Genomic DNA, 24,847 nt, shown 5'->3' with positions numbered 1-24,847 from the left:
TCCGACGACCACCCGGCACCCCGGTCCGACGACGGTTGTCCGGGGCTGTTGCCCCGGGCCACTGTCGGGCCCTTGTCCGGGAATCATCTTTCCAACCCTTTACCCCCAAGGGTACGGCGCCACTCCTCCACTGCCCAGACCGCCGCAAAGCACGTGACGCGCTCTGGGGGAGCATGCACGAGGCGAGGGCGGATGGCAATGCCGGTTGCCCTCTACACGGAGCGTTCCGCGGCCACACGCGCCCGTCGCCCCGTTTTTCCGACGCGTCGGTATGGGCCGGGGAGAGGCTCCGGCCCACGACGCATGCCTCGTACTGACCCATGGAACGCCACCTGTTGGCCATCTCGGGCCATCGGCGGCCGCTCCGTCGCGCCGGAGTTCGCAACCGGAGCGTGCGCGTGGCGACCGCCGGCATCCGGCGCCGTCCCGCCGTTCCGTGCCAGGCCGGCCACGAGCGCGGGAGGGCGCACGGACAGGCGCACCCGGCGCAAGCGAATTCCTTGCGTGCGCCGGTGAATCCGTTGGCCCACCGGGCTCGCGCCCGCTCTCCGGTCCTCTTCCGTCCGCGCTCCCGCCGGCGGTCCACGGCGGAGCACGCACCCGCCCGCGGGCTACCTCGCAGGTGCGCGAGGGGCGCGAGGGAAAGCGTCCCGAGTGCGCGGGGAGCGCGCCGGAGCATGACCGAATCGCGCGCACGCGACCGTCTCTTTTGAGCCAACTTCACATCTGCGCCGAAACCTTGGCGATGTGCCCCTCATTCGCACTTGTCACCAGGCAGGAACGGACCGCGCGGTACGCTTTCACCCGACGCGGACGGGCCATGATCGCGACGCGCACTTCACAGTGCCGCTCGCGAGTGGAACGCTTCGTGATCGAACGCTTCACGCCACGTTGCCTTGTCGACATTGAGCCGGTGAGGGAACGTGTCAATTCGGCATCGCGGGACGCAGTAGGTTCGATCTTGGAATCGAGCACTGGGGACACGTGCGGCACCGAGGGGACACGTGCAGGAGCGACAGGCCTGTAGGGACCAGGGAGACGCGAACACCGAGGGGGGCTTAGCGTCATGAGCCAGGACTCCGCATCCGCAACGGAGGCCGCACGGAAGTTGGCCGGGCGGCGACGCCGGGAAGTCGTAGCCGTACTGCTGTTCAGCGGTGGCCCGATCTTCGAGAGCTCCATCCCGCTCTCCGTCTTCGGCATCGACCGGCAGGACGCGGGCGTACCGCGTTACCGACTGCTGGTCTGCGGTGGCGAGGAGGGACCGCTGCGCACCACCGGCGGTCTCGAACTCACCGCGCCGTACGGCCTGGAGGCGATCAGCAGGGCAGGCACCGTGGTGGTGCCCGCCTGGCGCTCGATCACCTCGCCGCCGCCGGTCGAGGCGCTCGACGCGCTGCGCCGCGCCCACGAGGAGGGCGCCCGCATCGTCGGGCTCTGCACGGGGGCCTTCGTGCTCGCCGCCGCCGGCCTGCTGGACGGCCGTCCGGCGACGACGCACTGGATGTACGCGCCGACGCTGGCCAAGCGCTATCCGTCGGTGCACGTCGATCCGCGCGAGCTCTTCGTCGACGACGGGGACGTCCTCACCTCGGCGGGTACGGCCGCCGGGATCGACCTCTGCCTGCACATCGTGCGTACGGACCACGGCACGGAGGCCGCCGGAGCGCTGGCCCGACGGCTGGTGGTGCCGCCGCGCCGCAGCGGCGGTCAGGAGCGCTACCTCGACAGGTCTTTACCCGAAGAGATCGGCTCCGACCCGCTCGCCGAGGTCGTGGCCTGGGCCCTGGAGCACCTGCACGAGCAGTTCGACGTGGAGACACTGGCGGCCCGCGCCTACATGAGCCGCCGCACGTTCGACCGGCGCTTCCGTTCGCTCACCGGCAGTGCGCCGCTCCAGTGGCTGATCACCCAGCGGGTGCTCCAGGCGCAGCGGCTGCTGGAGACGTCGGACTACTCGGTGGACGAGGTCGCGGGTCGCTGCGGCTTCCGTTCGCCGGTGGCGCTGCGCGGCCACTTCCGCCGCCAGCTCGGCTCCTCCCCCGCCGCGTACCGGGGCGCCTACCGGGCCCGCCGCCCGGGTTCGGGTCCGGAGGCGGGAGCGGTCGACGCCGTGGTGCCGGCACAGGTCTCGTCGTCGGTCCGCAGAATGCCGGGCGGTTCCGCGGGACTGGCCGCGTTCGCGGCCTCCCCGGGGGCACCCGTCCTCCCGGACCGTCCGGACCGGGGTCCGGACGGATACGCCGGCGGGCGCCCGGCCCTGCCGGGACAGCGGAGTGCCCCGTAGGGTGGGGCCCATGAACGACCGCATGGTATGGATCGACTGCGAGATGACCGGACTCTCGTTGACGGACGACGCACTCGTCGAGGTGGCGGCTCTGGTCACCGACTCGGAGTTGAACGTGCTCGGCGAAGGGGTGGACATCGTGATCCGCCCGCCGGACGCGGCCCTGGAGACCATGCCCGAGGTGGTGCGGCGGATGCACACCACCTCGGGCCTCCTGGACGAGCTGGCCGGGGGCACCACCCTGGCCGACGCCGAGGCCCAGGTGCTGGCGTACGTGCGCGAGCACGTGAAGGAGCCGGGCAAGGCCCCGCTCTGCGGAAACTCCGTCGGCACCGACCGCGGCTTCCTCGCGCGCGACATGCAGGCGCTGGAGGGGTACCTCCACTACCGCATCGTCGACGTCTCCTCGGTCAAGGAGCTGGCCCGGCGCTGGTTCCCGAAGGCGTACTTCAACAGCCCGACCAAGAGTGGCAACCACCGGGCGCTCGCCGACATCCGCGAATCCATCGCGGAGCTGCGCTACTACCGCGAGGCCGTCTTCGTGCCCCAGCCCGGCCCGGACTCGGACCACGCCAAGGAGATCGCCGCGCGCCACGTGGTGCGCCCCGAGCAGTAGCCGCGCCCCGCAGAACCCCCTGATCACGGGCCCGGAAGGGCCCGTGGACGGGGCTGCGGAGGGGGTCGCGAAAAGGTGGCGCGAGCACCCTCGAAAACCCTGTACACTTTTTCTCGGCCGGTCGGAAACGCCCGGACGAACGTGGTGGGTATAGCTCAGACGGTAGAGCACCTGGTTGTGGTCCAGGATGTCGCGGGTTCGAGTCCCGTTACTCACCCTTGAAGGGGAAGCCCCTGATCTGCGGAAACGCAGGTCAGGGGCTTCTTCGTGTTCCAGGCTGGCCAAACCACGGCCAAACGCGGCCGGATTTTCGACCTACCGTCTGCGCCATGGCAACGATCAGGGAGCGGGTCCGCAAGGACGGTACGGCGAGTTTCCAGGTCCGCTGGCTCCAGGGAGGGCGCAGCGGCACCTGGGAAGCCGAGAGGTTCGAGGACCCCGAGCAGGCGGACACGTTCAGGAAGCTCGTCGACGCCCACAAGCAGCAGTGGCCCTACGGGTGGATTCCCGGTCAGGGCTTCGTCGAGCCCGAGCAGGACCCCGACGACGTGCCCCTGACCGACTGGGCCCGGCGCTACGTCGACCGGCTCACCGGTATCGACCCGCGGACCCGGGACGACTACCGGCGCGAGGTGGACCGGCACATCTCCCTCATGGTGCACACCACCCGATCGGGACTGGTGATGCCGGCCACGATCGGGAACATCACGGCTGACGACGTCCAGGACTGGGTTCGGCTTCAGGAAGCGGGCCAGCCGGACGCGAAGCCAGGGCGGTGGGTCCGTCGGCCGGCCTCGCCGAAGTCCACGGCCAATCGGCACGGCCTGCTGTGGTGCATCGTGCAGGCAGCGATCGATGCCGATCCCCCACTGCGCACCAAGAACTGCTGCGCGAACACCCGCCTTCCTCGTGTCGACGACGGGACGTCCGAGGAGATGGTCTTCCTGGAGCAGGAGGAGTACCAACTCCTCCGCAAGCACCTCACCGACCCCGCGGCGCGAGACCTCGCCGACTGGCTGATCGGTACCGGCATGCGGTGGGGCGAGGCTACGGCCCTCCAGGTACAAGATCTCCGGCTGGGCAGCCCCGGGCCGACGGTCAACGTCCAGAGGGCCTGGAAGAGGTCGCCCAGGGGCGCGCAGACCTCGTTCTTCCTCGGGCCCCCGAAGACGAGGAAAGCACGCCGTCTGGTCGCGCTCGCCCCGACGCAGGTGGACCTTGCCCGGAGGCTGAAGCAGGGGATGCCACCGGAGGCGTTCCTCTTCCGCACGCCGACAGGCAAAGCATGGAGGCATTCGAACTTCTACAACCGGAAATGGATACCCGCCGTCGCTGCCGCGATGGAAACCGGCCTCCCCCGCCGGCCTCGGATCCACGACCTACGGCACAGCCACGTCGCCTGGCTGGTGGCCGCGAACATCCCCCTACCGGCGATCCAGGCCCGGCTGGGCCACGAGTCGATCCAGACGACGATCGACCGCTACGGTCACCTGGCCCGGTCGCTCGACTCGGACATCAGCGCCGCCGTGCAGGCGGCCATGGGAGGCCGCCCGCCGTCCGATCACGGCCTGCGGTTGGTCAGCGCTTGAAGGACGCCCGGTGGCCCTACAACGACCTACGCATTCCGAGGAATTGGAAGATCATCCCAGCTGGTGCTGGGCTGTGCCACCGAATCTCGTTTACGCTGATCAGAGGCTTGCGCGCCCGCTCGGCGAAGCTGGCGGCGAATAGCGCTCCCTGCCATGCTCATAGCGGTCGGCAGCAGGCTCACGGGTCCCGGGCCTTGCCGTTGCTGCACGATGCCACAGTCGGTTGGTTCGACTACAGCTCGCGCAGGCCGGTCAGGACTCGCCCGATGGGCATCGGAGCGACCTGTCGGCCGCCAAACCCTGACTCACCCTGGGCGCTGCTGGGACGAGCGGGAACCTCTGCCCAGACGATCTTCCCGGGGTGTGTCTGCGTGGGGGTGTAGCCCCAGCGCTTGGCCATGGTCTGGATGAGGACGAGTCCGCGGCCCCCGGTGGCGCTGGCGTCACTGGTGCGAGGTGTCGGCGGTCGCGGGTCGGGGTCGCTGACCGCGAGGATGATGCCACCGTCGGTGGGCCAGAGCATGAGCACGATCGTGCCGCTGTCGACGAAATGGGCGACCGCTTCATACGCATTCGCGGGGTGTGCGTGTTGGATCGCGTTGGTAGCCAGTTCCGAGACGAGGAGTCGGGCGACTTCGATCCCCTCGTCGGGGAAGCGCCAGCGCTGGAGGATGTCGACGGTGTGGCGGCGGGCCCAGGCGACGGCGTTGGGGGTGGCGGGGAGGGTCAGCTCGCTGATGGACGGGGGGACCTGGTTCATGCGGGTGGCTCCCTCGGCGGCGTGGCCGGGCGGGTGCGGGGCGCTGTGGCGTGGGTGGAGGCCCGCGAGGTCGGGACGGCTAGGGACGGGGGGCGTCTCGGCCTCGCGGGCTGCTTGAGGGGTTACTTCGTGGCGACGACGTAGACGCTGCCCCAGCGGCGTTTCGGGTTGGCCATGGTGGCGTCGAACGTCCAGGGCTCAACGGCGTTGAAGCCGGCCTCGGTGAAGAGCTGGACGAGCTTCTCGTGGTCGTAGGCCCACAGGTGCGGGGTGTACGTGGGGTCGTCCTCCTGGTCGCGGAAGACGAGGTTCACGAGGTCGAGTCGCGTGTTGATGTCGCCGCGGCAGTCGCGCTTGGCGTACCAGCGCTCGATCGTCTCGTCGGTGGCGTCGAGCGGGCCGGGGTACTGGCTCAGGGCGAAGGCGGCGTCGGGGACGCCGGTGATGATCCGGCCGCCCTGCGCGAGGATGCGGTGGGCCTCGCGGACGTACTGCTTGGCCGAACGCGGGTAGTCGATGTGCTCCAGGAAATGCTCGGAGAAGATCTCTTCGACGCTGTCGTCCTGGAGCGGTACGCCCTCGCGGATGTCCCAGAGCAGGTCGGCCGGCGGGACGAGGTCGATATTGAGGAAGCCGTCGATGCGGTGGGCTCCGCCGCCGATCTGCACCTTGGCGGGCTTGTCGTCGATCCGGCCGTTGGGCCAGACGCGGCGGCTGGAGTGGTGGTACCGGTGGAGTTCGATCTCCTTGGCGGCGGCCCGGAGGGTACGGGCGAGGCCGTGGGTGGTGGCGGGGTCGGCGAGGACGGAGGCGATCTGCTCGCCGAGGAGGTCGACGGAGGGCATGCCGGAGGAACTCATCACGGGTCTCCTAACGTGTGAGGTTGCTCGGGGTGTGGTGGGCCGCAGGCGGCGGCGGTGGATCAGGCAGCGCTGGGCGCGGGGGCGGTCCACTGGTTGTTGCGCATGAGGGTGTACTTGATGTCCACCAGGCGCGGGGCGATGGTCAGCGAGAGCTCCTCGGCCGGGTGGAGGTGGCCGGCGTCGTCCTGCTCGGCGCGCCAGACGCGGTAGTCGAGGTTGGGGTAGGCCGGGTTGATGCCGATCTCGCCTTTGGGCATCGTGCCGTTGAACGGGGCGACGATGTCCATGTGGTTCCAGTAGTTCCAGGCTTGCAGCGCCTTGTGCTGGTCGAAGTAGAAGTAGAAGTCGGGGTAACGGCCGAAGGTGCGCAGTTCCCGGTGGATCAGGTGGCCCAGCAGAGGGCCGAGCTGGGTGGCGAGGGAGTCGAACGCCCAGCGCGTGCGGTGCCAGGCTTCGGGGGCGTCGCCGGGCGCGAAGAGGCGGGCGGCGACGAGGTAACTGATCCGCTCGACCAGGTACGAGCTCGCGTGCGTAGTGTCGATGGTCGAATCGACCCGGTGGAGGAGCGCGGCCAGCTGCTTCGGTCGAGGCCGGAACCTCGCCAGGTCGAACTTGCCGGCCATGGCGGGGAAGGAGGCGAACAGCATCTCCTTGTACAGCCAGTTGTTCAGCTCGCCGAGCTCGGCGAGGCGCTGCGTGTGGTGCGAGGTTGAGTGGAGCATCAGGTATTCGGCGACCGCCTCGAAGTACAGGTATCCGAGGATGGGCAGGCGGGGGATCGTCTCGTCGAGCAGCCGGAGGTACGGCTCGGCGCCGACGCGGGTGCCCTGGTAGGCAACGGTCGCCGCGGTGGCGAGAAATGAGGCCGAGTTCTTGACGCGGCCTACGACGGTCTCGCGCAGCTGGTGCCGCTCGTTCTTGCTCAGCAGGTATTCGAGGTTGCTGTAGATCTGCAGATGGATGAGGCCCAGCCGCAGATAGTCCACTCCAGCGAGTCCACGGTAGGCCTGCGGCGGAGTGTCGATCTCGAAGATCAGCGGGGTGGGGACGCGGTCGGTGACGCCGAGCTTGTCCAGGAAGGCCGGCGCTTCCTTGGTCAGGACGTACGAGCCCAGGTTGTGCATGCGGAACCCCTGGTCGGTCGCGGTGACCGGCGCGCAGTAGATGCTTCCGACGAGGCAGCCGCCCGACGGGTAGAGCACCCCCTGCCGGCTGATCTCCTCCAGGGCGTGGGTGACGTGCAGCAGGTGCAGCTTGCCGTTTCCGCTGAGGGCGTCGAAGAGGGCGTTCTGCCGGAGCAGATGGCCGTTCGGGGTCTCCTCGGCGAGCCGCCGGTCCCAGTCTGCGGCCTGGGTGGCGAGCGGGTCGGTGTGGCCGGAGTGGCTGGGGATGAGGGTGGAGTCGAAGAAGGCGTGGGCATCGGCCCACAGGTGGTAGGCGTCGACGAAGTCCATGGTCAGACCAGGCCCTTCTCGGCGAGTGCATAGCGGACGGCCTCAATGCCGTTGGCCCCGGCGAGGTAGGCCCGCTCGGAGACCAGGACGAGGTCGAAGGCGAGGCCGCGCGCTTGGTCAAAGGCGGGCTCGCGGACGTACCGCGCGTCCGGCCACCACTTCAGCTTCGGCAGGCGGTAGCGGTCCAAGGCGTCGGCGGCCTTGACCACATCGGTGATGCGCTCAGCTCGGGCGTGGTCAGTCCGGTCGTCGGTGCTGAACGCCTCGTACGGGACGTCGTGCAACCGTACGGCGGTGGCCGCCTGGATGATCCGCTTCGGCGTGGCGGTGAGGCCGAAGTGCGCCCAGACGGTGTCGGCGTTCGCCGCGAGCCAGATGGCCGCGCGGTCGCCGTGTCCTCGATCGTCCTTGTCGTTGTGTCTCTGGCAGTCGTGGACGGCGGCGGCAATGATCGTCGTGGTGGTGTCGGCGGCGTCCAGGCCGCTCGTCTCCGCGAGGACGGCGGCCAGCGCCGCCGTCCTCATGGCGTGTCGGACGCCATGGAGCGAGGTGTACAGGCGCGGGTCGGTCCACCACCGGGTGGGCAGACCCCCTCGAAAGAGCTCCCGCGACAGCGGACGCATGGCCGGCTGCGGCGTCGGCGGGAGGTCGGGTCTGTTGTCGCCGATCCACGCGATGGTGGCTTGGTCCATGTGCTGGTGGAGCGGCAGCCGCCCTCGGGCAGCCAGGTCGATCAGACTTGCGGTCAACGGGGTCGTGCTCATTCGTGCCCACCCCCTTGGTGGTCTCCGCAGTGCAGTTCCCTACCGGATCGGCGCGGCCTGCTGCTCGCGCTCCTTGCGGTCCTTCTCGGCGGCCTCGAAGGCAGCGGTGAAGGCGGCCAGCTCCTGCTCCGTCATCAGGGTCACACCGAGCGCCGTGGCGACGTCCGTGATCTTGGCCTCCGCCTCGACGCGGGCCGCGTCCGAGGCATCGTTCTCCAGCAGCACCTCGAACTCGGCGTGGTAGCCCCACGCCTCACTCCACTTGACCGCGATCTCGACCCCGTCGAAGCGGAAGTTGTGGCGGAAGTTGAACGCCTCGTGCATCGCCGTCTCGAAGCCGAGGGCGTTGAACACCTTCACCGCAGCAGGGACATCGGCGGGGGCGATGTCGAACTCGGTCTCCGCGAAGGCCGCGCCCTGCCCGATCCTGCTCCCCTTGAGAGTGATCTTGGCGGTGCCGACGGCGGTGTTGTCGGTGACCTTCAGGAGCTGGTCGGGGAGCACGTAGAAGTAGATGTGCTTGTCGTCGGGGCCCAGGTCCTCTCCGTTCTCCTTCAGACGGGTGACGAGCAGGTCGTGAGCTTCCTTGGTGAAGCGGGCACGCATCTCGATCTCGACGGACACGGGGCTGATGCCTCCTTGTTTCAGGCATGGCGAAGCCAGCCGGACCCTGCCGTGAGGGGCCTGTCCGGTCGGGCGATCGCTATGGGGTCGGTGGTGGAACGCGGGGTGATGCGGCCGACGCTGGTGCCGGCCGCATCACCCCTGTGGATCTGCGGTGTCAGCCGAGGGCCCCGAAGCGCTCCTGGACGACGCCCGAGTGCAGGTAGGTCGGCAGCTGGATGCCGCCCACCGACGTACGGCCGGTGGCCACCTGCTCCTCCGTCTCGCTGGGGAAGCCCTCCAGCAGGCGCAGGCACTGCTGGGCCCATTCCTGGGACGCGGGCCAGTCGCCCAGGTCGCGGTGGCGCACTGCCAGGGCGTACGCGGTCTCGGTGGCGGCCCACCGGTCGGTCGCCAACTCACGCTGGAAGATCGACTCCAGCTCGTCGGTGGAGGCCAGGCGGGTCTGGTTGGTCATGGTGCCCTCTCGGTTCAAACAGTCGTGCCCCAGTGCTGATCAACGCCCCGGCGTCCCTGCGGTGACGCCGTGACCCGCTGCTAGTACGTGTAGATCTCGGCCAGCGTCTTGTAGTCCTGCAGCTCGTCCTTGTCGAACCACAGCTCCACCTCCTGCTTGGCCTCCTCCGCGTTGCCGGAGGCGTGCACGAGGTTCGCGACCGCCTTGCCCGAGGCGATGCTGGCCGCCGAGCTGTAGTGCGAGAAATCGCCCCGCACCGTGCCGGCCGGAGCCTGATTCGGGTACGTGCTGCCGACGATCTTGCGGACGGTGGCGATCGCGTCGAAGCCTTCGAGCACCAGGGCGATGACCGGCCCCTGCTGCATAAACGTCGCCGTGACGCCGTAGACCTCCGAGCCCAGCCGTTCCTCGAGGTCGAAGTAGTGCTTACGGGTGAACTCCTCGTCCATCCACTTCATCTTGGTACCGACGATCTTCAGCGCGGCATCCTCGAATCGAGTGATGACCCTTCCTGCCAGGCCACGCGCCAGCGCATCGGGCTTGAGCAGGACGAGCGTGCGCTCGACAGTGTGTGCCTGAACCTCGGCCATTGACTCCCTTTCGCCTTGCTAACAACCGCACATGACGGACGATCAGCCGTCACTGGCTGAGATTACCGGCGCTGACAGAGCGGTTCGGGCGTACGGGCAAATGCCCCGGCCGGGCAAACGTGGGTGGGAGGACCTACGACCAGCCGAACATCAGGACCGATTCGGCCAAATTCCCTGTCTCTGCTATCCGCCGGGTGCGCGCACCTAGAATCCCCTTGTGGTCGTCTGGCGTTTTGGCGCCTCTTATGAGCCTCCCAGGGCCTGAGCCTTCGGAAGCGTGATTCCTTGGCCCCTGGTGTCTACGATTCTTCCGGGGCTTCTGCAGCGCGACCATGAAGCGCCAGTGCAGTGGGAGTGCACTTTCGGCGCGCAGGTTCCTGCACCAAAGCGGCGACGAGGGGGCAGCTTTGTGGACGTGATCGAGCGCTGGAACGGCCGTTACGCCTGTCTGCTGCAGTCCGCCCTGCGGCTCGGCAACGAACAGTTCGCCGCGCGCCTGGGTATCGCCGTGAGGACCGTGGCCGCCTGGCACTCCGACGCGTCTGTCGTGCCTCGCAGGGAGATGCAGCAACTCCTCGACACGGCCCACGAGCAGGCTTCGGAGACCGTTCGACAGCGCTTCGCGCTCCTGCTGGCGAAGGAACAGACCCCAACGAACTCGACACCGCCAGGTGCGCAGGCGCTACGGGTAGCCATCGCGGTGGTCGTCCGCGACAGCGATGTCCTCCTGGTGTGCCGACGGGACGACGACGCCGCTGGAATCACGTGGCAGTTCCCGGCCGGCGTCATCAAGCCGGGAGTCAAGCCGGAGACCACCACTGTGCGGGAGACCTTGGACGAGACGGGTGTCCACTGCGCGGTCCGGCAGCGCCTCGGAAACCGCCTTCACCCTGTGACCGGCGTGCTGTGCGAGTACTTCCTCTGCGAATACCTGGCCGGCGAGGCCACGAACAGCGACGCGGCCGAGAACATCGACGTCATGTGGGTCCCCAGAAACGCGGTGCCTCGCTTCATCCCCGTCGATACGATCTTCCCACCCATCCTGGCCGTCCTGGAGGAGCAGACGTGACGAACCAGAACACGGACGAGCGCCCGGGCATCGCTGCCGCGATCGTCGTGAACGAGGGCCGCGTACTGATGGTGCGCCGCCGAGTCAGCGAAGGACAGCTGTCCTGGCAGTTCCCCGCTGGAGAGGTCGAGCCCGGCGAAGCCCGCGAGGACGCTGCTGTACGGGAGACCCAGGAAGAAACCGGGCTGATCGTGACGGCCGTAAAGCTCCTCGGCAAGCGCGTCCACCCGAAGACGGGCCGGCTGATGTCCTACACCGCATGCGAGGTACTGGACGGCACGGCCCACGTCGCGGACACCGAGGAACTGGCCGAACTGGCTTGGGTCGCCCATGGCGAGATCCTGCGGTACGTGCCATACGGCCTCTTCGAGCCGGTGCAGGACTACCTCGACGCGGCCCTGCCTTCCTGAGCGGCCTTGGGCCACAGAAGTACGTGCAGGCGGCGCGGCGCATCGCCGTTGTCGGGGCTCGGACCGAACAGTGGAGCACAGCCGGTGGTCGGGGAAGGCTCTCGACCACCGGTCGCCGTTTCTGGTTCCCGTGCGCCCTCGCTCGGGAACCAGCCGAACGTCCCCTGCCCTCGTGGGCGGGGGCAAGTGCGTACGACCGGCCGTAGGACGGTCGTACGCGATAGCTTGCTCCGCCAGGAGCTGTCGTAGGGTCATGCTGCTCTCCGGCCGGGTAGGCGAATCGGTGTCGGTCACCGGCTCGTCTCCGCGCGCCCTTGTCGGATGTCGCGGACGACGTTCTCGATCCAGTCCATCGCCAGGACCGGCCGTGCAGGGTTTCCGGGGTCAGCTGGTCGGAGTGCGCTGAGCGGTCCAGCTTCACTCGGTCCGGACTGCGCCCGTGGAGGTGGCCGTGTGCCAGACGGTCGATCACGAGTCGCCCTGGGACGATGCGGCGGGGCTGGTGACCGGCTGGGTACACCTGGCCGGTCACCCGCTTCGTGCTTCCGGTCAGTTCCGAACGGAGGTGACCGGTTGTCCGGGCCTCGCGGTCACTGGCCGCGTCGGCGTGACCGGCCCGGCGGTAGACGGCGGGTCACCGACCCGGCGGTCAGTGACCGGGGCGGTGGTCGCCGCTCGGTCAGTGACCGGAGACCCAGTGACCGGCTGACCGCCCAGGTCAGCGGCTCCCTCCAGCTGACCGATGCCACCGGTGACCGCCGCCCCGGTCAGTCAGGGCGACCGGGGCGGTCACCCTGACTGACCGGGCCGCCCGGACTGTCGCCCGGAGTCTTCGCGGTCACCTTCCTTGGCCACGCGCCATGCGATGAGGATGTAGAGGTGAACCGCACCGACCAGGGCGGCAGATGATGGTCGCCAGGAAGGCGGCCACCATGTCCCCGCACCGCAGGCCACCGGCCGGGGTGTGTCCAGCGATAAGCCGGACCGCGTGGCGTGCGCTCGCTAGCGGGCGCGCACGGGCACGCGGCCCGTTCTGGCGACCTTCGGTAGGTCACGCCGCAGGGCGGGCGCGTCTGCGGTCGACCGGCTCGAACAGGACCCGGGTGGTCATCTGGTCGAGCCTGCTGGTGACGCGGTCGCCGAGGTAGGCCCGTAGGTCCCGGATCGGCAGGTTGGTGGTGATCAAGGTCGGGAGTTCGTAGTTGTAGCGGCGGTTGATCAGCCGGTACGTGATCTCCTCGGTCCAGTCGCTGGCCTTCGCCGCGCCGAGGTCGTCGATGATCAGCAGGGGGCACCGGCTGACAGCCGCCAGCTCCCGCTCGCTGTCCACGCCGGGCCGGGGGCGCAGTTCGGCGTAGAGGTCGGCGGTGGTGGTCGCTCGCCAGCGCACTCCGATGCCGCTCTGCGCGAGGAGGCGGATCGCGCCGTACGCCTGGTGGGTCTTGCCCGCCCCCACGACGCCGGCCATCAGCAGACTAGGGCCGGTGGTGACCTGTCGTCGTGCGCCCCGACTGGGGGGAACCGCGGCCTCGGCGACGTCCCGGGCCCAGTCCAGGACCTGGGGGTGGTCGGCCAGGGCGGCCCGGTAGCGCGGCGGCATCCCGGCCGACAGGGCATCCAGCGGCGAGAAGGGCTCGGGCTCGTCGGCGGAGGCGGCAACGGCAATCGGGTCAATGTTGCGGGCGGCCAGGATCCGGGCCATCCGGTCCAGGGTGCCCTCGCCGAGAGTCTGCGGCTCGCGGTTACGGGTGCGCATCACAGCTCCTCGGCGTAGGCGGCGGCGCTGACCGGGTTGGTCCACGCCTGGTGAGCAGGCACATTAGGCCGACATCCCGGCCGCCCCAAACCAGCGGAGCGAGCGTTCATTGCCTCGTTGACCATGCTGGTCAGCACGCTCGGATGCTTCGGGTTGGCCGCGAAGTTCGCCAGGCCGCCACGGATGTGCTCCGGGGAGATCCCCTCGCCCAGGAGCTTCTTGGCAATCCGTCCCAGGTGTGCGATCACGTCGCTGGGCGGGCGCTCGTCGCAGGCAGCGACGTACTCGCCGACAAGATCCTTGGCTGAGACGGTGGCGGCTGCGGGCGCTGCGCGCCCCGTAGGGAAAGAAGATCCAGGATCCAAGATCCTAGATCCAGGCGCCGAGCCCTCCCCGAGGCTTCGGGGAAGGGTCGGGGAGCCCTCCCCGAATACCCTCTGATCTGGGCTTTTCCGAGCTGCACGAGGTGGGCCGCCCACCGTGCTGTCGAAGCCGTCCTGCTCGGCGGCGGGGAACTCGTCCGTGTGACCGGGAGGCGTTCCGATGGCCTGCGCGGGCAGATCGACGGCTCGGGGAACATTCGCCGAGGCTTCGTCGAACCCTCCGAGAGGGGTGATCGAGGCTTCGGTCGGCTTGCTGCAGATTCCCTTGCAGGGGCCGCACCGGTCCGCCACGTGGTGCTGCGGGCAGGCCGGCAGCCGGGACTGGCTCGGCTTGTCGATCTTCTGGTGCTCGGACCAGGTCACGATGTGCAGGTACCGGCGGCCGTCGCAGCCGGTGTACCGGCAGATCAGACCGGCGTTCGCGAGCTGATGGAGGTCGTCCTCGACGTGGACCGACGTGTGCTCGGCGCGAAGCGGCCAGAGCAGCCCGGCAATGATCGCGGCGTTGTCCCGATGCCGACCGTGGTCGTCGGACTGCGTGAGCAGCCCGTAGAAGGTGCGTTCAGCTTCGACGCTCACCTCGGCGAGCGACTCGGAGATGAACGCCTCCGGCTTGATGGTCCGAATCCGCGCCATGTCAGCGGCCCCAGCCGAACGCGACGAGGTCGCTACGGGTAAGGGAGGTGCTGGCGAGGTCGAAAATCTGCGGCCGTCGCCGCCCCTCCACCTCCGACGAGACCCGCAAGATCCAGCGGGCTGCGCCCCGGACGGTCGTGCGGTCCAGTTCAGCCGTCTCCCCTGCCCCGTCTCTGACGATGGCGTACGGGTGGGGCCCCGCGTTAATCGGATCGCCGAGGCCGACGCGGGTGGTGGCTACCCCCGGGATCAGGTTCGGAAGCTGTGCGGCAAGGCGGTGCTGGCGGCCCGTGTCCGGGCAGGCCAGGGTTTCGCTCGGCATGGCGAGCATGCGACACTCCGTTGTTCATAGGAGCGCGGCGCGGCGTTCTCGTGCAAGAGTCCCGCCGCCCGCGTGATGTGAGTCAGCACCCCGGGTGCTGGCCCGGCGCTTGGGAGCTGTACCTCCCGAGCGCCGGTTTTCTTTGCCCTCCCGGGCTTCTACTGTCCGTGCACTGCACCTTCCTTCTACCCCCTCCCTGGCCATCCGTCTGCACGCGCGGGGACCGAGGCGCTGTGTCACCCCTCGCACACCCCAGGCGATGCCCGACCCGGCGCGGAACACTGCAATAAACGACTTTCAGGGCCAACGTACACTGCAATGGCTAACAGGCGTCAACTGCAATGTCGGCTCACGCGACGCGGGCCAACCCTCGATCCACTGGAATGGATAGGATGGCGGCCACGACGAAGGGTTGAGATGAGCGAGAAGAACGAGCGCACCTTCGCGGAGCTGCTCGGCCGCCTGTTTCGGGAGGTGCACCCGAAAGGGCGCGGCCCGTACACATATGCGGAGGTATCACAGGGGATTCGCGACACCTCTGGCTTCACCATCTCTGCGAGCGCCATCCAACAGCTCCGCACCGGGACCAACACGAACCCGAAGATGCAAACGATCCGCGCGCTGGCCGGCTTTTTCGGCGTAGCCCCGGGTTACTTCTTCGACGAGGAAGAGGCCGAACGACAGCGCGCGGAGATCGAACTGGTTGCCGCCATGCGCGACCAGAACGTGCGCCAAGTCGCTCTGCGAGCCAACGGACTCAGCACGGCGAGCCTGAACATGGTGACCACGGTGATCGACCAGACCCGCCGGCTGGAGGGATTGGCGGACGACTCCGGACCTCTCGACGGCGGATGAGAAGCGTCCACTGAGCACGGCGGATCCGCAGCAGATTCGGCGCGACTAGCGTCGGCTCTGCGACCAAGCTGTGGGTGCTCACGTCTCATCTGCCCGGTTGGCCGTCATCCGTTCATGAGCCGCAGCCGGGCGGCGCCGAGAAGTGCACCGGCTCGTCTGGCCTGGATGGTTTCCCGACGGAGGCCCGGTCCGCCGTAGCAGCCACCGCGACCCATGCCGGACGGGCCCCCTCAGACGAAATGAGGGAGCCCGTCCTTGTCTCTCTGCTAGGGCCTGTGTGGAGTTGTGATCTCGTGGGCCCCCGGCCCGGGGGGTCGGGGGTCTTGGAGTAGAACGGTGGGGTGTCTCGACCTCAACTTTCAGATGCCGAGTGGGAGTTCATCTCCCCGTTCCTGCCGGTCGGTGAGTACGGGCCGTACCCGAAAAACCTGCGGGCGCACTTCGAAGGCGTCGTGTGGCGGTTCAGGAACGGTGCGAAATGGCGGGAGTTGCCTGAACGATTCGGGCACTGGTCCACCGTTTATGGCCGGTTTCGGCAGTGGCGGGATGCTGGGGTGTTCACCGCGGTGTTCCAGGGCGCGATCGCCGAGGCGGCGAAGCGGGGCCTGGTGGACTTGTCGCTGGTTAGCGTGGACTCGACTACGGTCCGGGCCCATCATGATGCTGCCGGGATGATCGTGGAGCCCGAGATCCTGGACGCGTTGGAGAAGGCCGCCGCGGAAAAGGGGGCGCCAGCCAGGAACAAGACGGGCAACTGGACCCGGAGCGGGAAGAACGGCGACGCGTGAGGCGTCGCCGCAGGGCCCGACTCGCCGCTGCTGACCTGGGACGTTCCCGCGGCGGACTGACCACCAAGACGCATCTGTCCTGTGTGCCGCAATGCCTGCCCCTCTCGCTCAAGCTCACTGCGGGGCAAGCCGGGGACAGTCCGCAGTTCATCCCCGTCCTGAACAAGATCCGCGTCCCGGGCTCGGTCGGGCGGCCCCGCACCCGGCCCGACGCAGTCGCGGGCGATAAGGCGTACTCGTCCCGCCAGAATCGTTCCCACCTGCGCAAACGTGGGATCAAAGCGGTCATTCCCGAGAAGAAGGATCAGGCTGCCCACCGCAAGAACCGCGGCTCACGCGGCGGACGGCCCGTCACCTGGGACAAGCAGCTGTACAAGCTCCGCAACAGCGTCGAACGCACCATCAACAAGATCAAGGACTGGCGCGGTCTCGCTGTCCGCTACGACAAAAATCCTGACAGCTACCAGGCCGGACTCGAATTATGCGCCGGCCTCCTCTGGATCCGACACCTCGGATCACAGTCTTGATCACAACTCCACACAGGCCCTAGGACGGCACCGCCGGAACAGTCGGAGGACGGCCGGGCATGCTCTCATCACCCAGCGGGTGGGGCGCGACGGCGCGCACAAGCCATCCTGCGGCACGGAACGCGTCGATGTAGGGGTTGGCCCGGTCCTGGTGGACTGCCAACGCCAGCAGGTGGCGCGGTCGTGTGACTGCGACAAAAGCGAGTTGGGCGCAGTGGCGGTCAAGGTCGCTGAGGTCTTCGACTCGTCCCTGTCCCAGGATCAGGGGCAGAACGGGTGCGAGATCGTGCTTCTGGCCCCTGGGGTTCGCGCACTCCAGTACGAGGGTGGCGCTGTGGGTCTCCCCTTTGGCTCCGGCGATTGTCCCCAAGACGGCCCGTGGGATGCCGGACGACCTCGGCTCAGATGGTGGCTCGGGTGCGGGAGGCGTGAAGCCGAGCCAGGTTTCACGGATGACCTTATTGGGCCGGTGGTTGACCTGAGTGAGGTCGTTGAGGAGTCCCGGCAGTGTGGAGATGGCAGCGTTCCAGGATTCCGGGCTGTCAAGCGCCGCTGTCAGCAGGCTATGCAGGACATGTCGAACGCGGTGGCCGGGCTGCCCGGGTGTGCGGTCCAGACGCGACAGGGGTGGTAGGGGCAGTCCGGCGTCGGCGGAATTCGGGTCGAAGGTCATCAGGCGTGACAGTTCACGGATGGTGTCCCACAGGTCTGTTGTTGCGCGACCGGTCCGGTCGCCGTGGGTGCGTAGATATTGGGCGCGGCGGACTGCCGCGATCAGGCGCCCCTCAGTGACCTGCGCGGGCACGTTGGTGAAGTGCGGGTCGTAGCACGTGATTGCCGCAGGGCGGATCTTGGTCTTTTTGGGGTCGGCCCGTGAGCCCAGGACCCGTGGTGGGTCGGTGGCCAGAACTGAGGCGGGGACCGTTTCGGCAGCAAGTTCCTCGAAGGTAGGGATGACACGAGTGAAGGTGGAGTCGTCGAAGACAATCAAGGCGAGCGTGCCGGCGGGTCCTACGCCTCGGATCTCTTGGCGCCGACGTCCGGTCAGACGGCTGGCGACGCCGCCGATCTCGGCGCCGAAGCGCTGGCTGACGGGTAGGTCCGCCGCGGTGCCGTCGGGGAACCAGGGAGTGTGCCCGTTCTGATCCGATGCCGCGAGAATGCGCTGGTTGACGTCCCCGACGCATTGCATGACGCTGCCGCCGGAGCCGAACAGACGCAAGAGAAGGTCCTGCTGGGCGCGCTCGGTGTCCTGCATCTCGTCCAGCAGCACGAGCGGGAACCGGGAGCGCAGCGCCGCAGCCAGGACGGGTGCGTGGTGCAGGTGCTGTTCCGCCAAGGCGAACATGTCCTGGTAGCGCAGGATGCCACGCAGTCTCAGCGTCTCCTTGATGTCCAGCATTTCGGCGTAGCTCTGCGTATGCGCCTTGAACGGTGCGTCAACCAGGTGCAGTTGGGAGCTGGTGGGGTCGAAGGTGTACGTGGAGGTGGTGATCGACCCGATGCCCTGTTCATACCTGGGAGAGAGCGCTCGGCGCAGGGTGTAGTACTTCCCGCGTCGATACAAGCGCTCGGCGTTCGTGGCGTAGGTGTCGTCGTCTACAGCCTGAACGGCGATGCCTTGGGAACGGAGGTTGGGTAGGGCAAGGAAGGTGTGGACGAAGGTCTGGATGGTGCCCAGAAAGTGGGGGTAGCGCAGAAGGCGCCGGCCTGAGGATGTTGCGGTGAGCCGTTGCGCGATTTCCTCGGTGGCGATATTGGTGTGTGACAGGACGCATACACCCTGTCCTGGGGAGGCAGTCCAGGCGTCCGCGATCAGGGAGAGCTTCAGGGCGACCAGGCTCGTCTTGCCCGAGCCGGGTGCGGCTTGCAGGTGCAGGGACCCGGTGTTCTGCAGGAAGGCCCATTGTTCGGGCAGGTTGACCGTCAGCCCCAACGCCCGTGCGTGGCGATCGACCTGGTCGCGGGTAAAGCCATGCGGGGGAAGCTGGGTAGTCATCTGCGCGGTGCCCCACACAGGTAAGTGAACGCGTCCACCAGATAGCGTGGAACGTCCACCGGCTCTACCAGGGTGTCGCGAAGCAGGCGGGCAGCATGCTGGGCAGCGATCGGCTTACTCACACCGCCCAGACGCAGCGGCTGATAGATCCTCAAAGCCGCCGTTTCCAGGCAGTCGCCGTTCCCTCGCCAGGTCTCGACTTCCTTTGCAGCGGCTTCCTCAATACCGGCCAGGTCCTGCTCGGTGGGCCACGCAGCGCGAGAGAAGGAGGCTGCGCTGATGGCCTTGTGCATCACCGTAGCCATGGCCCAAGACGCGGCGGCAAGGTCGTACTCCAGGGTCCACCAGTCTGAGACGAAGGTGCGTACAGAGCCGCCGTCTCGCTCACGACGGGCTGCCACGCGCTTGGCGACCTGCTCGTCGTCGAGTTCGGCAAGCCAAGGGAGCTTTTTACGCATGTCCTTGTCCGCGCTGCGCGGAGCGATGTCACGGTCGGTAATGCAGGCGACGGGTATGGGCAGGACGGTGTTGTCTGAGCGCTGGAAGATCCGCGAGTAGCGGAACAGACCCACCCCACCCACGTTGACCACACTCACGCCACTTCGGCTGAACGAGTATCCCAGACAACTGGCCAGTGTGGGCAGCAGAACGGCTTCGGCGTCACCCTCCACGATGGCCACAGCTCGCGCAAAGAACAGGTTTGCCTTCGTCGCGTCCAGGAAGCGTGAGAGGAACGCATAGTCGAAGGCATCAAGGTGGGTGTACTGAGGCGCGAGAGAGAAGATCGCTCCGCGGGAGACCAGCGAAAGCTGCTCAACGGGTACCGAGGAAGCGATGTTGGGGCTGTGAGTGGTGACGATGACCTGAACCGTTCCCGAGCCGCTGGAACGCTCGGTGAGCAGTTCCACCACCCGGCTCTGCAGCTGGGGGTGCAGGTGCGCTTCGGGTTCTTCGATGAGCAGCAGCGGGGAGAACCCCTGCTTGCCCAAGAGGAGGAGTTCAGCGGCCATGAACAAGGCATTGTTGTAACCCAGTCCGTGGCGGGTTGCCACAGTGCGGCCCTGCTCGGGGACAAACGTCAGTTCTAGGCGCTCCAACGCATGCTGGAGCGAGGAGTTGGTGGCCACCCCGATCGAACTGGCGAGGATGTCATCGCCGATCGCGAATCGCCCCAGGTAGTCGCTGTTGATCTCGTCTCTAGCGGTACGGATCAGCGGGTTCTTGTTGATGTGGTGTTCGGCGCGCTTCAGGATGCCCACCAGCGTGGTGGCAGTGTCGGCTGGTGCGGCAGAGTCACCCTCTTCGCCAGGGACGAAGTCGCTTTCCCCCTGCGTGTCCATCAGGGGGTAGTGCTGGAGGATCTGCGAGAGCCGGGAGTTCCGACCCGCGCGCATCTCGCCCTCGGCGTCGCGCAGCGGGCGCAGATAGGTGGCACGCAGGAGCTCGCGTGCGGCCCCGTCCAAGGCCAGGTCGCCGGCTCGCACCGTCACCGAGACCCTATGCGGACGCAGCGAGTCCATGATCTCGGCGTGAAGGGTGATCTGAAGGTGCGGTTCTTCGCCGTGCCGTGTGGTCAGGCACTCGGTGAATGCCGCAGTTTCCTGTTCGTTCAAGTCGCGGAACAGGCAACTGATCTCTAGGGCGGTTGCTTGGCCGTGCGGTCCGCAGTGGAAGTCGTCTGCGGTTACTCGGAAGTAATCTGCCGAGGACGTCAGACAGAGCCTGATTGCATCGATCACGGCCGACTTCCCGCTGTCGTTTTCCCCGACAAGGACACTGAGCCCAGGCCGGAAGACCACGTGCAGGGAGGTGTTGACGCCTTCGCCGGGACTATCGGGCACCGGACCATAGATCCGGAAATTCTCTGCCTTCACTTCAGCGAGATACACGTAGCCTCCACCCCGATGCCGATCTGCAGCACGATATACCCCAGCCTCGTTTCAATCCGCCGCAATACTTACCTGCCCGGCACCACGGCTCCATGGGTGCCCCATGCGTCCAGCTTTGTAGTAGTTGATCAGATGGCAAGTGGGTTCAAGAGCGTCTCGATGGTCCAGGTGATACGCGCGGCTCGGGCAACTACGCACGGCGACCGATGACAAGGTCGCTGAGATGGTGCAGGCCATGTTGAACACCATGCCGAAGCGCCCCGTAACTGCCGTCCGACGACCAGGGTCACCGACCGCACGGCGGACATCCTCTGATCTCGCCGCTGGCCGAGTCGGACCTTGGCCCGATGCCTCCTACCAGCCAGTTCCGGCGTCTCCAAATCGGAGAGCACCATACAAACTGCGGCGGTTCAGCATGAGGGAGAACCGCCTTGACACAAGACACGCGCCTACCGATCGCGCTCCACAGCTACGCGGAGGCCGCCGCCATCCTCAAAGTGGAGGAATCGTGGCTGCGCCGCCACATCAGGAAGTTGCCGCACAGCAAGCTCGGGGGACACGTCCGCTTCACCGACGGGGACCTACGACGCGTCGTGGATCTCTTCCACGAGGAGCCGTCCACAACGAAATCGACTGTGCCCGGCGACGCCGTCGGCCTCGGGCCGCTCCGATCCCTACGTCCGATTCCCCGCTCTGCATCAGGACGCGCGTCCTGACGCCGCCGCCCAGGCGATCTCTCAGCCGACCGGCCTGCCGCCCCCGGCAACGCGCGCCGCAGACCCTGCTGCGCATGAAGTCGGCTCACGGCTGTACGCCTCGCCACTCCGAGACAACCCTTGGAAAACATCCTTGGGTTTATGCCTTGACTCTAATCCAAGGATTGCTACCTTGGATTCATGCCACCCAATGAGAAGCCTCGCCTCATCCCGACCGGCAAGTGCTGGTGCGGCTGCGGGAAGGACGTCGGCCTGGGCAAGTTCTTCGCCGCAGGTCACGACAAGATCGCCGAAGCAGCGCTCATGGCCCTCAAGTACGACGGGTCCGTCGCTCAACTGCTCCACGCCCACGGCTTCGGCTCGCACCATTCCGTCCGCCACGCCGCCGTCACCGATCCGGACTGCTCGTGGGAGAGTTGCGCCGACTGCAACTACAGCGGCGCCCCTGCCAGCATCGCCAACCACCGCAAGAAGGACCATCCCGACCGGCATGTCCTCGCCCAGGCGATTCGCGCTCTCGGCGGCACTTGGGATCCACAGCGTGCCATCAAGGCTCTCGGCGACCACGGTCACACGTGGGAAGACCAACGGGCAGCGGAGAAGCGGGTCCGGCAGATCCTGCGCGACCTGTGTACGGACGGGCTCATCGTTAAAACCGATCCTCAACGGGCGGTCTACGACCTCGTTCAGAAGTAGAGCCGGGGACGCACCGGCACCCAACAGACATAGGTCGCCTGACGCTGCATCGACCGGCAGGGCACCCCTTGGGGGCCCGAGGGCCTTCACCAAAAGGGTCAAGGCCCTCGGGTCCCCGTCCGCTGGCCGGGGGAGAACATTGCATTCCGGGCCGCGGCGTACCGGGTCGCCTCTACAGTTGCATCATGGAGTTCAACCGGGGTGACTCGATCTGGGAACTGATGCTGACAAAGCGTCCCTCCGACACACACTTCTCGAACTCGAGCACTCCGGGCGGAGAGAGCCCGCTGGCGCGGGATGACGACAACACGCTCGTCACGCACGCCGTGCTGTTCGACGGCACCAAGACGGCCCTGGCGATCGCCGGCACGTGCTTCGCACTGGGGGTCGTTGTCGCGCCGTACGTCAAGAGCGGGCTGACCAGTCTCAAATCGAAGCTGCGCCGCCGGGCGGAGGAGACCACCGACGCCGAGACCCCCGTTCCTCTCACGGTCGTTGCAGAGGACGAGCTGCAGCAGCCGGAGTCCCCTCGACTGCGCGCCGTCTAACCGGCTGGCCAGGCGCCGGCGCGGGACCGGGTCCATCCGCATCCCGCTCTCCCAGAGGGGCGCGGCCAGGAGATTCGTCGCTCACCTTCAGGACCACCTGGGCTTACGGCAGGCGAGCGTTTGGCCATGGCCAAACGGAATCGCGGGCAGCGTCACGCCAACGCACACCGCGTCATACACATTTGCACCCGTTCGTCCGCTTTCCCGGCAAAGCCGCAGGTCACGATCGGAATACAGAACAGGTTCGAGTCCGTCCCGTTACTCACCCCAAGTGATCAAGGCCCGATCTGTGAAAACAGGTCGGGCCTTCTTCATGCCCGGAGCGTCGGGAACACGTCGGGAACACGCGCGCCGACTCTCGTGGTACCGAGGTGGGCCCCCGGGAACCAGCCCCTGCGGTCTGACTCCCAAGACCGGGATCACCTCGGTGGCCGCTTCCGTCGCCGGTCGATCTCCACCAGGCCGCTGCCTCCACTCCCCGGAGCAGCGCCGGAATCCCGCGCGGAACCCCTGCCCCCGGACGCGGCTCGTCCCGGTCGCACCGGTCCGGGTGCGCCGGCCCATGGGTGTGGGCGGCGTAGCCTCGGTGGGCATGGTGCACGTACTGAGCAGCAGGACGCTGTTGCGTCCCACCGACCCCGAGCGCTCCCGCGCCTTCTACGGTCAGGCCCTCGGACTGGCGGTCCACCGTGAGTTCGGTACCGGTCCGGAGCGCGGCACGGTCTACTTCCTGGGCGGCGGGTTCCTCGAAGTCTCCGGCCGGGGCACCGCCCCGCCCTCCCCCGACCTGCGGATCTGGCTCCAGGTCGCCGACGTCGCCGCCGTCCACGACGAACTCCGCGCCCGCGGCGTGCCGATCCTGCGACCGCCCGTCCAGGAGCCGTGGGGGCTGCTGGAGATGTGGATCGCCGACCCGGACGGGTTGCGCATCGCGGTGATCGAGGTCCCCGAGGGCCACCCCTTGCGCAGCCGTCCCTGAGAGGGAGGCGGCCCGGGCCGGGAGGGGGTGTCCCCCGCGGGCCCGGAAGCCGTGCCCGGAGCCGCCCCTCCGCTCACAGGCGCCCCGAACACTCACGCCGGCCCCACGCGGCCCTCACGCGGCCCCCGCGCGCGCTCACAGGCGCTCACGAAGAGGCGCGGACGACCAGTTCGGTCGGGAGCACCAGGTGCCGGCGCTCGTCGGTGGGGTCGGTGATCTGCTGGAGGAGGACCTCGGTCATGGCGCGCCCCATCTCCTCTATGGGCTGGCGGACGCTGGTGAGGCCGGGCTCCATGTGACGGGCCACCACCGAGTCGTCGAAGCCGACGAGGGCCACGTCCTCCGGGATGCGGCGGCCGGCCTCGCGCAGGACGTGGCGGGCGCCGGCCGCCATCACGTCGGAGGCGGCGAAGACGGCGTCCACGTCGGGGTGACGGGCGAGCAGCTCCTGCATCGCGCGGGCTCCGCCCTCCTCGGTGAAGTCGGCCAGGGCGATGAGGCGTTCGTCCGGGGCGAGGCCCGCTTCGGCGATCGCCTGGCGGTAGCCGTCCAGGCGGCGCTGGGCGCCGTAGACCTCCAGGCGGCCGGTGATGGTGCCGATGGTGCGGCGTCCCTGCGCGATGAGGTGCGCGACGGCCGTCCGGCCGCCCTGGAAGTTGTCCGAGTCGACCGAGGTGAGCGGTTCGTCGGCGCCGCGCTGGCCGCTGATGACGCACGGCATGCCGAGTTGCTCCAGGAGTTCGGGCAGCGGGTCGTCGGCGTGCACGGAGACGAGCAGGACGCCGTCGACGCGGTGCGCGGTGAGGTACTGGGCGAGTCTGCGGCGCTCGCGGTCGCTGCCGGCGAGGGTGAGGAGCAGCTGCATGTCGGTGTCGGCGAGCGCGGCGCCCACTCCTCGGACTATGTCGGAGAAGTACGGCTCGGCGAAGAAGCGCGCCTCGGGCTCGGGTACCACGAGCGCGATGGCGTCGGTGCGGTTTCCGGCCAGGGCACGTGCGGCGCGATTGGGTACGTATCCCAGTTCGGCGATGGCGGCTTCGACCACCTCGCGGGTCTGGTCGCTGACGCGCGGCGACCCGTTGATGACGCGGGAGACCGTGCCGCGGCCCACGCCCGCTCTCACGGCGACCTCTTCGAGCGTCGGCCGCCCGCCGCCCCGTACGCGTGCTGACACCATGTCCGCCTCCCGTTCGCCGTCAACTTCTCACAGTCGAATATGTCGAAGAAAGCCCTGTCGAAAGATTCCCTTGACACGTTTCCGGAACCGGGG

23 protein-coding genes, 1 tRNA gene and 1 pseudogene are annotated in these 24,847 nt (G+C 67.9%); 11 read left to right on the top strand and 14 right to left on the bottom strand.

Translation table 11 applies throughout. The annotated features are described in order from the left end of the window. Positions 1 to 720: 720 nt before the first annotated feature. Positions 721 to 885, bottom strand: a complete 165-nt coding sequence (locus tag OHT52_RS20015; RefSeq protein ID WP_328721550.1) for a hypothetical protein — start codon at positions 883 to 885, stop codon at positions 721 to 723. A gap of 181 nt (positions 886 to 1,066) precedes the next feature. Here OHT52_RS20015 and OHT52_RS20010 point away from each other — a divergent pair, with 181 nt between their 5' ends. The 4 genes from OHT52_RS20010 to OHT52_RS19995 all read left to right on the top strand — a co-directional run bounded on the left by OHT52_RS20010 (position 1,067) and on the right by OHT52_RS19995 (position 4,492). Continuing rightward, positions 1,067 to 2,287 (top strand): GlxA family transcriptional regulator, encoded by a 1,221-nt coding sequence (locus OHT52_RS20010; protein ID WP_328721549.1) that lies wholly within the window; start codon positions 1,067 to 1,069, stop codon positions 2,285 to 2,287. Between the two features lie 10 nt (positions 2,288 to 2,297). Beyond that, positions 2,298 to 2,903, top strand: a complete 606-nt coding sequence (gene orn, locus OHT52_RS20005) for an oligoribonuclease (protein ID WP_328721548.1) — start codon at positions 2,298 to 2,300, stop codon at positions 2,901 to 2,903. Between the two features lie 144 nt (positions 2,904 to 3,047). Next, a tRNA-His gene (locus OHT52_RS20000) sits at positions 3,048 to 3,120 on the top strand. A 112-nt stretch (positions 3,121 to 3,232) separates the two neighbouring features. Next, positions 3,233 to 4,492, top strand: coding sequence for a tyrosine-type recombinase/integrase (locus tag OHT52_RS19995; protein ID WP_328721547.1), 1,260 nt, complete (start codon positions 3,233 to 3,235; stop codon positions 4,490 to 4,492). A 232-nt stretch (positions 4,493 to 4,724) separates the two neighbouring features. On the opposite strand, the gene OHT52_RS19990 is transcribed toward OHT52_RS19995, so the two are convergent. The 7 genes from OHT52_RS19990 to OHT52_RS19960 form a co-directional block, all read right to left on the bottom strand. Further along, entirely contained in the window at positions 4,725 to 5,252 is a 528-nt protein-coding gene (locus OHT52_RS19990; protein ID WP_328721546.1) for an ATP-binding protein, read from the bottom strand. 122 nt (positions 5,253 to 5,374) lie between these two features. Continuing rightward, the gene (locus OHT52_RS19985) at positions 5,375 to 6,112 is read right to left on the bottom strand and encodes a class I SAM-dependent methyltransferase (protein ID WP_328721545.1); all 738 of its coding nucleotides are present in this window, start codon (positions 6,110 to 6,112) and stop codon (positions 5,375 to 5,377) included. Positions 6,113 to 6,174: 62 nt separating this feature from the next. Next, positions 6,175 to 7,569, bottom strand: coding sequence for a hypothetical protein (locus tag OHT52_RS19980; RefSeq protein WP_328721544.1), 1,395 nt, complete (start codon positions 7,567 to 7,569; stop codon positions 6,175 to 6,177). A gap of 2 nt (positions 7,570 to 7,571) precedes the next feature. After that, positions 7,572 to 8,333 carry a hypothetical protein gene (locus OHT52_RS19975; protein WP_328721543.1) on the bottom strand — a complete coding sequence of 254 codons (762 nt, stop codon included), beginning with the start codon at positions 8,331 to 8,333 and terminating at the stop codon, positions 7,572 to 7,574. A gap of 39 nt (positions 8,334 to 8,372) precedes the next feature. Continuing rightward, the gene (locus OHT52_RS19970; RefSeq protein WP_328721542.1) at positions 8,373 to 8,957 is read right to left on the bottom strand and encodes a hypothetical protein; all 585 of its coding nucleotides are present in this window, start codon (positions 8,955 to 8,957) and stop codon (positions 8,373 to 8,375) included. Between the two features lie 157 nt (positions 8,958 to 9,114). Then, positions 9,115 to 9,414 carry a hypothetical protein gene (locus OHT52_RS19965; RefSeq protein WP_150268835.1) on the bottom strand — a complete coding sequence of 100 codons (300 nt, stop codon included), beginning with the start codon at positions 9,412 to 9,414 and terminating at the stop codon, positions 9,115 to 9,117. A gap of 80 nt (positions 9,415 to 9,494) precedes the next feature. Next, the gene (locus tag OHT52_RS19960; RefSeq protein WP_328721541.1) at positions 9,495 to 10,004 is read right to left on the bottom strand and encodes a nucleoside-diphosphate kinase; all 510 of its coding nucleotides are present in this window, start codon (positions 10,002 to 10,004) and stop codon (positions 9,495 to 9,497) included. 409 nt (positions 10,005 to 10,413) lie between these two features. On the opposite strand from OHT52_RS19960, the gene OHT52_RS19955 reads away from it, so the two are divergent. After that, the gene (locus OHT52_RS19955) at positions 10,414 to 11,073 is read left to right on the top strand and encodes an NUDIX hydrolase (RefSeq protein ID WP_328721540.1); all 660 of its coding nucleotides are present in this window, start codon (positions 10,414 to 10,416) and stop codon (positions 11,071 to 11,073) included. Then, a complete protein-coding gene (locus OHT52_RS19950; protein WP_328721539.1) occupies positions 11,070 to 11,483 on the top strand; it encodes an NUDIX hydrolase in 414 nt (137 codons plus the stop codon). Before OHT52_RS19955 ends, OHT52_RS19950 begins: the two co-directional genes overlap by 4 nt. A gap of 1,051 nt (positions 11,484 to 12,534) precedes the next feature. Here OHT52_RS19950 and OHT52_RS19945 read toward each other — a convergent pair. The 3 genes from OHT52_RS19945 to OHT52_RS19935 are packed head-to-tail and all read right to left on the bottom strand — an operon-like array spanning position 12,535 to position 14,589. Then, the gene (locus OHT52_RS19945) at positions 12,535 to 13,239 is read right to left on the bottom strand and encodes an ATP-binding protein (protein WP_328721538.1); all 705 of its coding nucleotides are present in this window, start codon (positions 13,237 to 13,239) and stop codon (positions 12,535 to 12,537) included. Next, complete coding sequence (locus OHT52_RS19940) at positions 13,239 to 14,258, bottom strand: hypothetical protein (RefSeq protein ID WP_328721537.1); 1,020 nt, start codon at positions 14,256 to 14,258, stop codon at positions 13,239 to 13,241. The genes OHT52_RS19945 and OHT52_RS19940 overlap by 1 nt, the downstream gene beginning before the upstream one ends. 1 nt (position 14,259) lies before the next feature. Continuing rightward, entirely contained in the window at positions 14,260 to 14,589 is a 330-nt protein-coding gene (locus OHT52_RS19935; protein ID WP_328721536.1) for a transcriptional regulator, read from the bottom strand. 408 nt (positions 14,590 to 14,997) lie between these two features. Between OHT52_RS19935 and OHT52_RS19930 the strand changes: the two genes are divergently transcribed. Together OHT52_RS19930 and OHT52_RS19925 are read left to right on the top strand one after the other, a co-directional pair. Continuing rightward, entirely contained in the window at positions 14,998 to 15,435 is a 438-nt protein-coding gene (locus OHT52_RS19930) for a helix-turn-helix domain-containing protein (protein ID WP_328721535.1), read from the top strand. A 341-nt stretch (positions 15,436 to 15,776) separates the two neighbouring features. Further along, positions 15,777 to 16,750 (top strand): annotated as a pseudogene (locus OHT52_RS19925) (IS5 family transposase). Between the two features lie 19 nt (positions 16,751 to 16,769). Here OHT52_RS19925 and OHT52_RS19920 read toward each other — a convergent pair. After that, positions 16,770 to 18,749 carry a UvrD-helicase domain-containing protein gene (locus OHT52_RS19920; RefSeq protein WP_328721534.1) on the bottom strand — a complete coding sequence of 660 codons (1,980 nt, stop codon included), beginning with the start codon at positions 18,747 to 18,749 and terminating at the stop codon, positions 16,770 to 16,772. Then, positions 18,746 to 20,638: an ATP-dependent nuclease gene (locus OHT52_RS19915; protein ID WP_328721533.1), complete on the bottom strand. Its 1,893-nt coding sequence runs from the start codon at positions 20,636 to 20,638 to the stop codon at positions 18,746 to 18,748. The genes OHT52_RS19920 and OHT52_RS19915 overlap by 4 nt, the downstream gene beginning before the upstream one ends. Before the next feature lie 896 nt (positions 20,639 to 21,534). Between OHT52_RS19915 and OHT52_RS19910 the strand changes: the two genes are divergently transcribed. The 3 genes from OHT52_RS19910 to OHT52_RS19900 all read left to right on the top strand — a co-directional run bounded on the left by OHT52_RS19910 (position 21,535) and on the right by OHT52_RS19900 (position 23,577). After that, a complete protein-coding gene (locus OHT52_RS19910; RefSeq protein WP_328721532.1) occupies positions 21,535 to 22,050 on the top strand; it encodes a hypothetical protein in 516 nt (171 codons plus the stop codon). A gap of 185 nt (positions 22,051 to 22,235) precedes the next feature. Then, positions 22,236 to 22,598 carry a hypothetical protein gene (locus OHT52_RS19905; RefSeq protein WP_328721531.1) on the top strand — a complete coding sequence of 121 codons (363 nt, stop codon included), beginning with the start codon at positions 22,236 to 22,238 and terminating at the stop codon, positions 22,596 to 22,598. Positions 22,599 to 23,190: 592 nt separating this feature from the next. Further along, positions 23,191 to 23,577 carry a VOC family protein gene (locus tag OHT52_RS19900; RefSeq protein WP_328721530.1) on the top strand — a complete coding sequence of 129 codons (387 nt, stop codon included), beginning with the start codon at positions 23,191 to 23,193 and terminating at the stop codon, positions 23,575 to 23,577. A gap of 145 nt (positions 23,578 to 23,722) precedes the next feature. On the opposite strand, the gene OHT52_RS19895 is transcribed toward OHT52_RS19900, so the two are convergent. After that, positions 23,723 to 24,754: a LacI family DNA-binding transcriptional regulator gene (locus tag OHT52_RS19895; RefSeq protein WP_328721529.1), complete on the bottom strand. Its 1,032-nt coding sequence runs from the start codon at positions 24,752 to 24,754 to the stop codon at positions 23,723 to 23,725. Between the last annotated feature and the right edge of the window lie 93 nt (positions 24,755 to 24,847).

Origin of the sequence: Streptomyces sp. NBC_00247, from assembly GCF_036188265.1 — a bacterium.
GTDB lineage: Bacteria > Actinomycetota > Actinomycetes > Streptomycetales > Streptomycetaceae > Streptomyces.
The sequence above is the reverse complement of the archived record's forward strand: the minus strand, read 5'-3'. Positions and strand labels throughout refer to the sequence as shown.

Bases quoted from the DNA above. Each gene is read 5' to 3' on its own strand.
- OHT52_RS19895 (WP_328721529.1), bottom strand. From the start codon at position 24,754: ATGGTGTCAGCACGCGTACGGGGCGGCGGGCGGCCGACGCTCGAAGAG.
- OHT52_RS19905 (WP_328721531.1), top strand. From the start codon at position 22,236: ATGGAGTTCAACCGGGGTGACTCGATCTGGGAACTGATGCTGACAAAG.
- OHT52_RS19910 (WP_328721532.1), top strand. From the start codon at position 21,535: ATGCCACCCAATGAGAAGCCTCGCCTCATCCCGACCGGCAAGTGCTGG.
- OHT52_RS19975 (WP_328721543.1), bottom strand. From the start codon at position 8,333: ATGAGCACGACCCCGTTGACCGCAAGTCTGATCGACCTGGCTGCCCGA.
- OHT52_RS19985 (WP_328721545.1), bottom strand. From the start codon at position 6,112: ATGAGTTCCTCCGGCATGCCCTCCGTCGACCTCCTCGGCGAGCAGATC.
- OHT52_RS19930 (WP_328721535.1), top strand. From the start codon at position 14,998: ATGAGCGAGAAGAACGAGCGCACCTTCGCGGAGCTGCTCGGCCGCCTG.
- OHT52_RS19990 (WP_328721546.1), bottom strand. From the start codon at position 5,252: ATGAACCAGGTCCCCCCGTCCATCAGCGAGCTGACCCTCCCCGCCACC.
- orn (WP_328721548.1), top strand. From the start codon at position 2,298: ATGAACGACCGCATGGTATGGATCGACTGCGAGATGACCGGACTCTCG.
- OHT52_RS19995 (WP_328721547.1), top strand. From the start codon at position 3,233: ATGGCAACGATCAGGGAGCGGGTCCGCAAGGACGGTACGGCGAGTTTC.
- OHT52_RS19935 (WP_328721536.1), bottom strand. From the start codon at position 14,589: ATGCTCGCCATGCCGAGCGAAACCCTGGCCTGCCCGGACACGGGCCGC.
- OHT52_RS19960 (WP_328721541.1), bottom strand. From the start codon at position 10,004: ATGGCCGAGGTTCAGGCACACACTGTCGAGCGCACGCTCGTCCTGCTC.
- OHT52_RS19980 (WP_328721544.1), bottom strand. From the start codon at position 7,569: ATGGACTTCGTCGACGCCTACCACCTGTGGGCCGATGCCCACGCCTTC.
- OHT52_RS19945 (WP_328721538.1), bottom strand. From the start codon at position 13,239: ATGCGCACCCGTAACCGCGAGCCGCAGACTCTCGGCGAGGGCACCCTG.
- OHT52_RS20010 (WP_328721549.1), top strand. From the start codon at position 1,067: ATGAGCCAGGACTCCGCATCCGCAACGGAGGCCGCACGGAAGTTGGCC.
- OHT52_RS19965 (WP_150268835.1), bottom strand. From the start codon at position 9,414: ATGACCAACCAGACCCGCCTGGCCTCCACCGACGAGCTGGAGTCGATC.
- OHT52_RS19940 (WP_328721537.1), bottom strand. From the start codon at position 14,258: ATGGCGCGGATTCGGACCATCAAGCCGGAGGCGTTCATCTCCGAGTCG.
- OHT52_RS19900 (WP_328721530.1), top strand. From the start codon at position 23,191: ATGGTGCACGTACTGAGCAGCAGGACGCTGTTGCGTCCCACCGACCCC.
- OHT52_RS19920 (WP_328721534.1), bottom strand. From the start codon at position 18,749: ATGACTACCCAGCTTCCCCCGCATGGCTTTACCCGCGACCAGGTCGAT.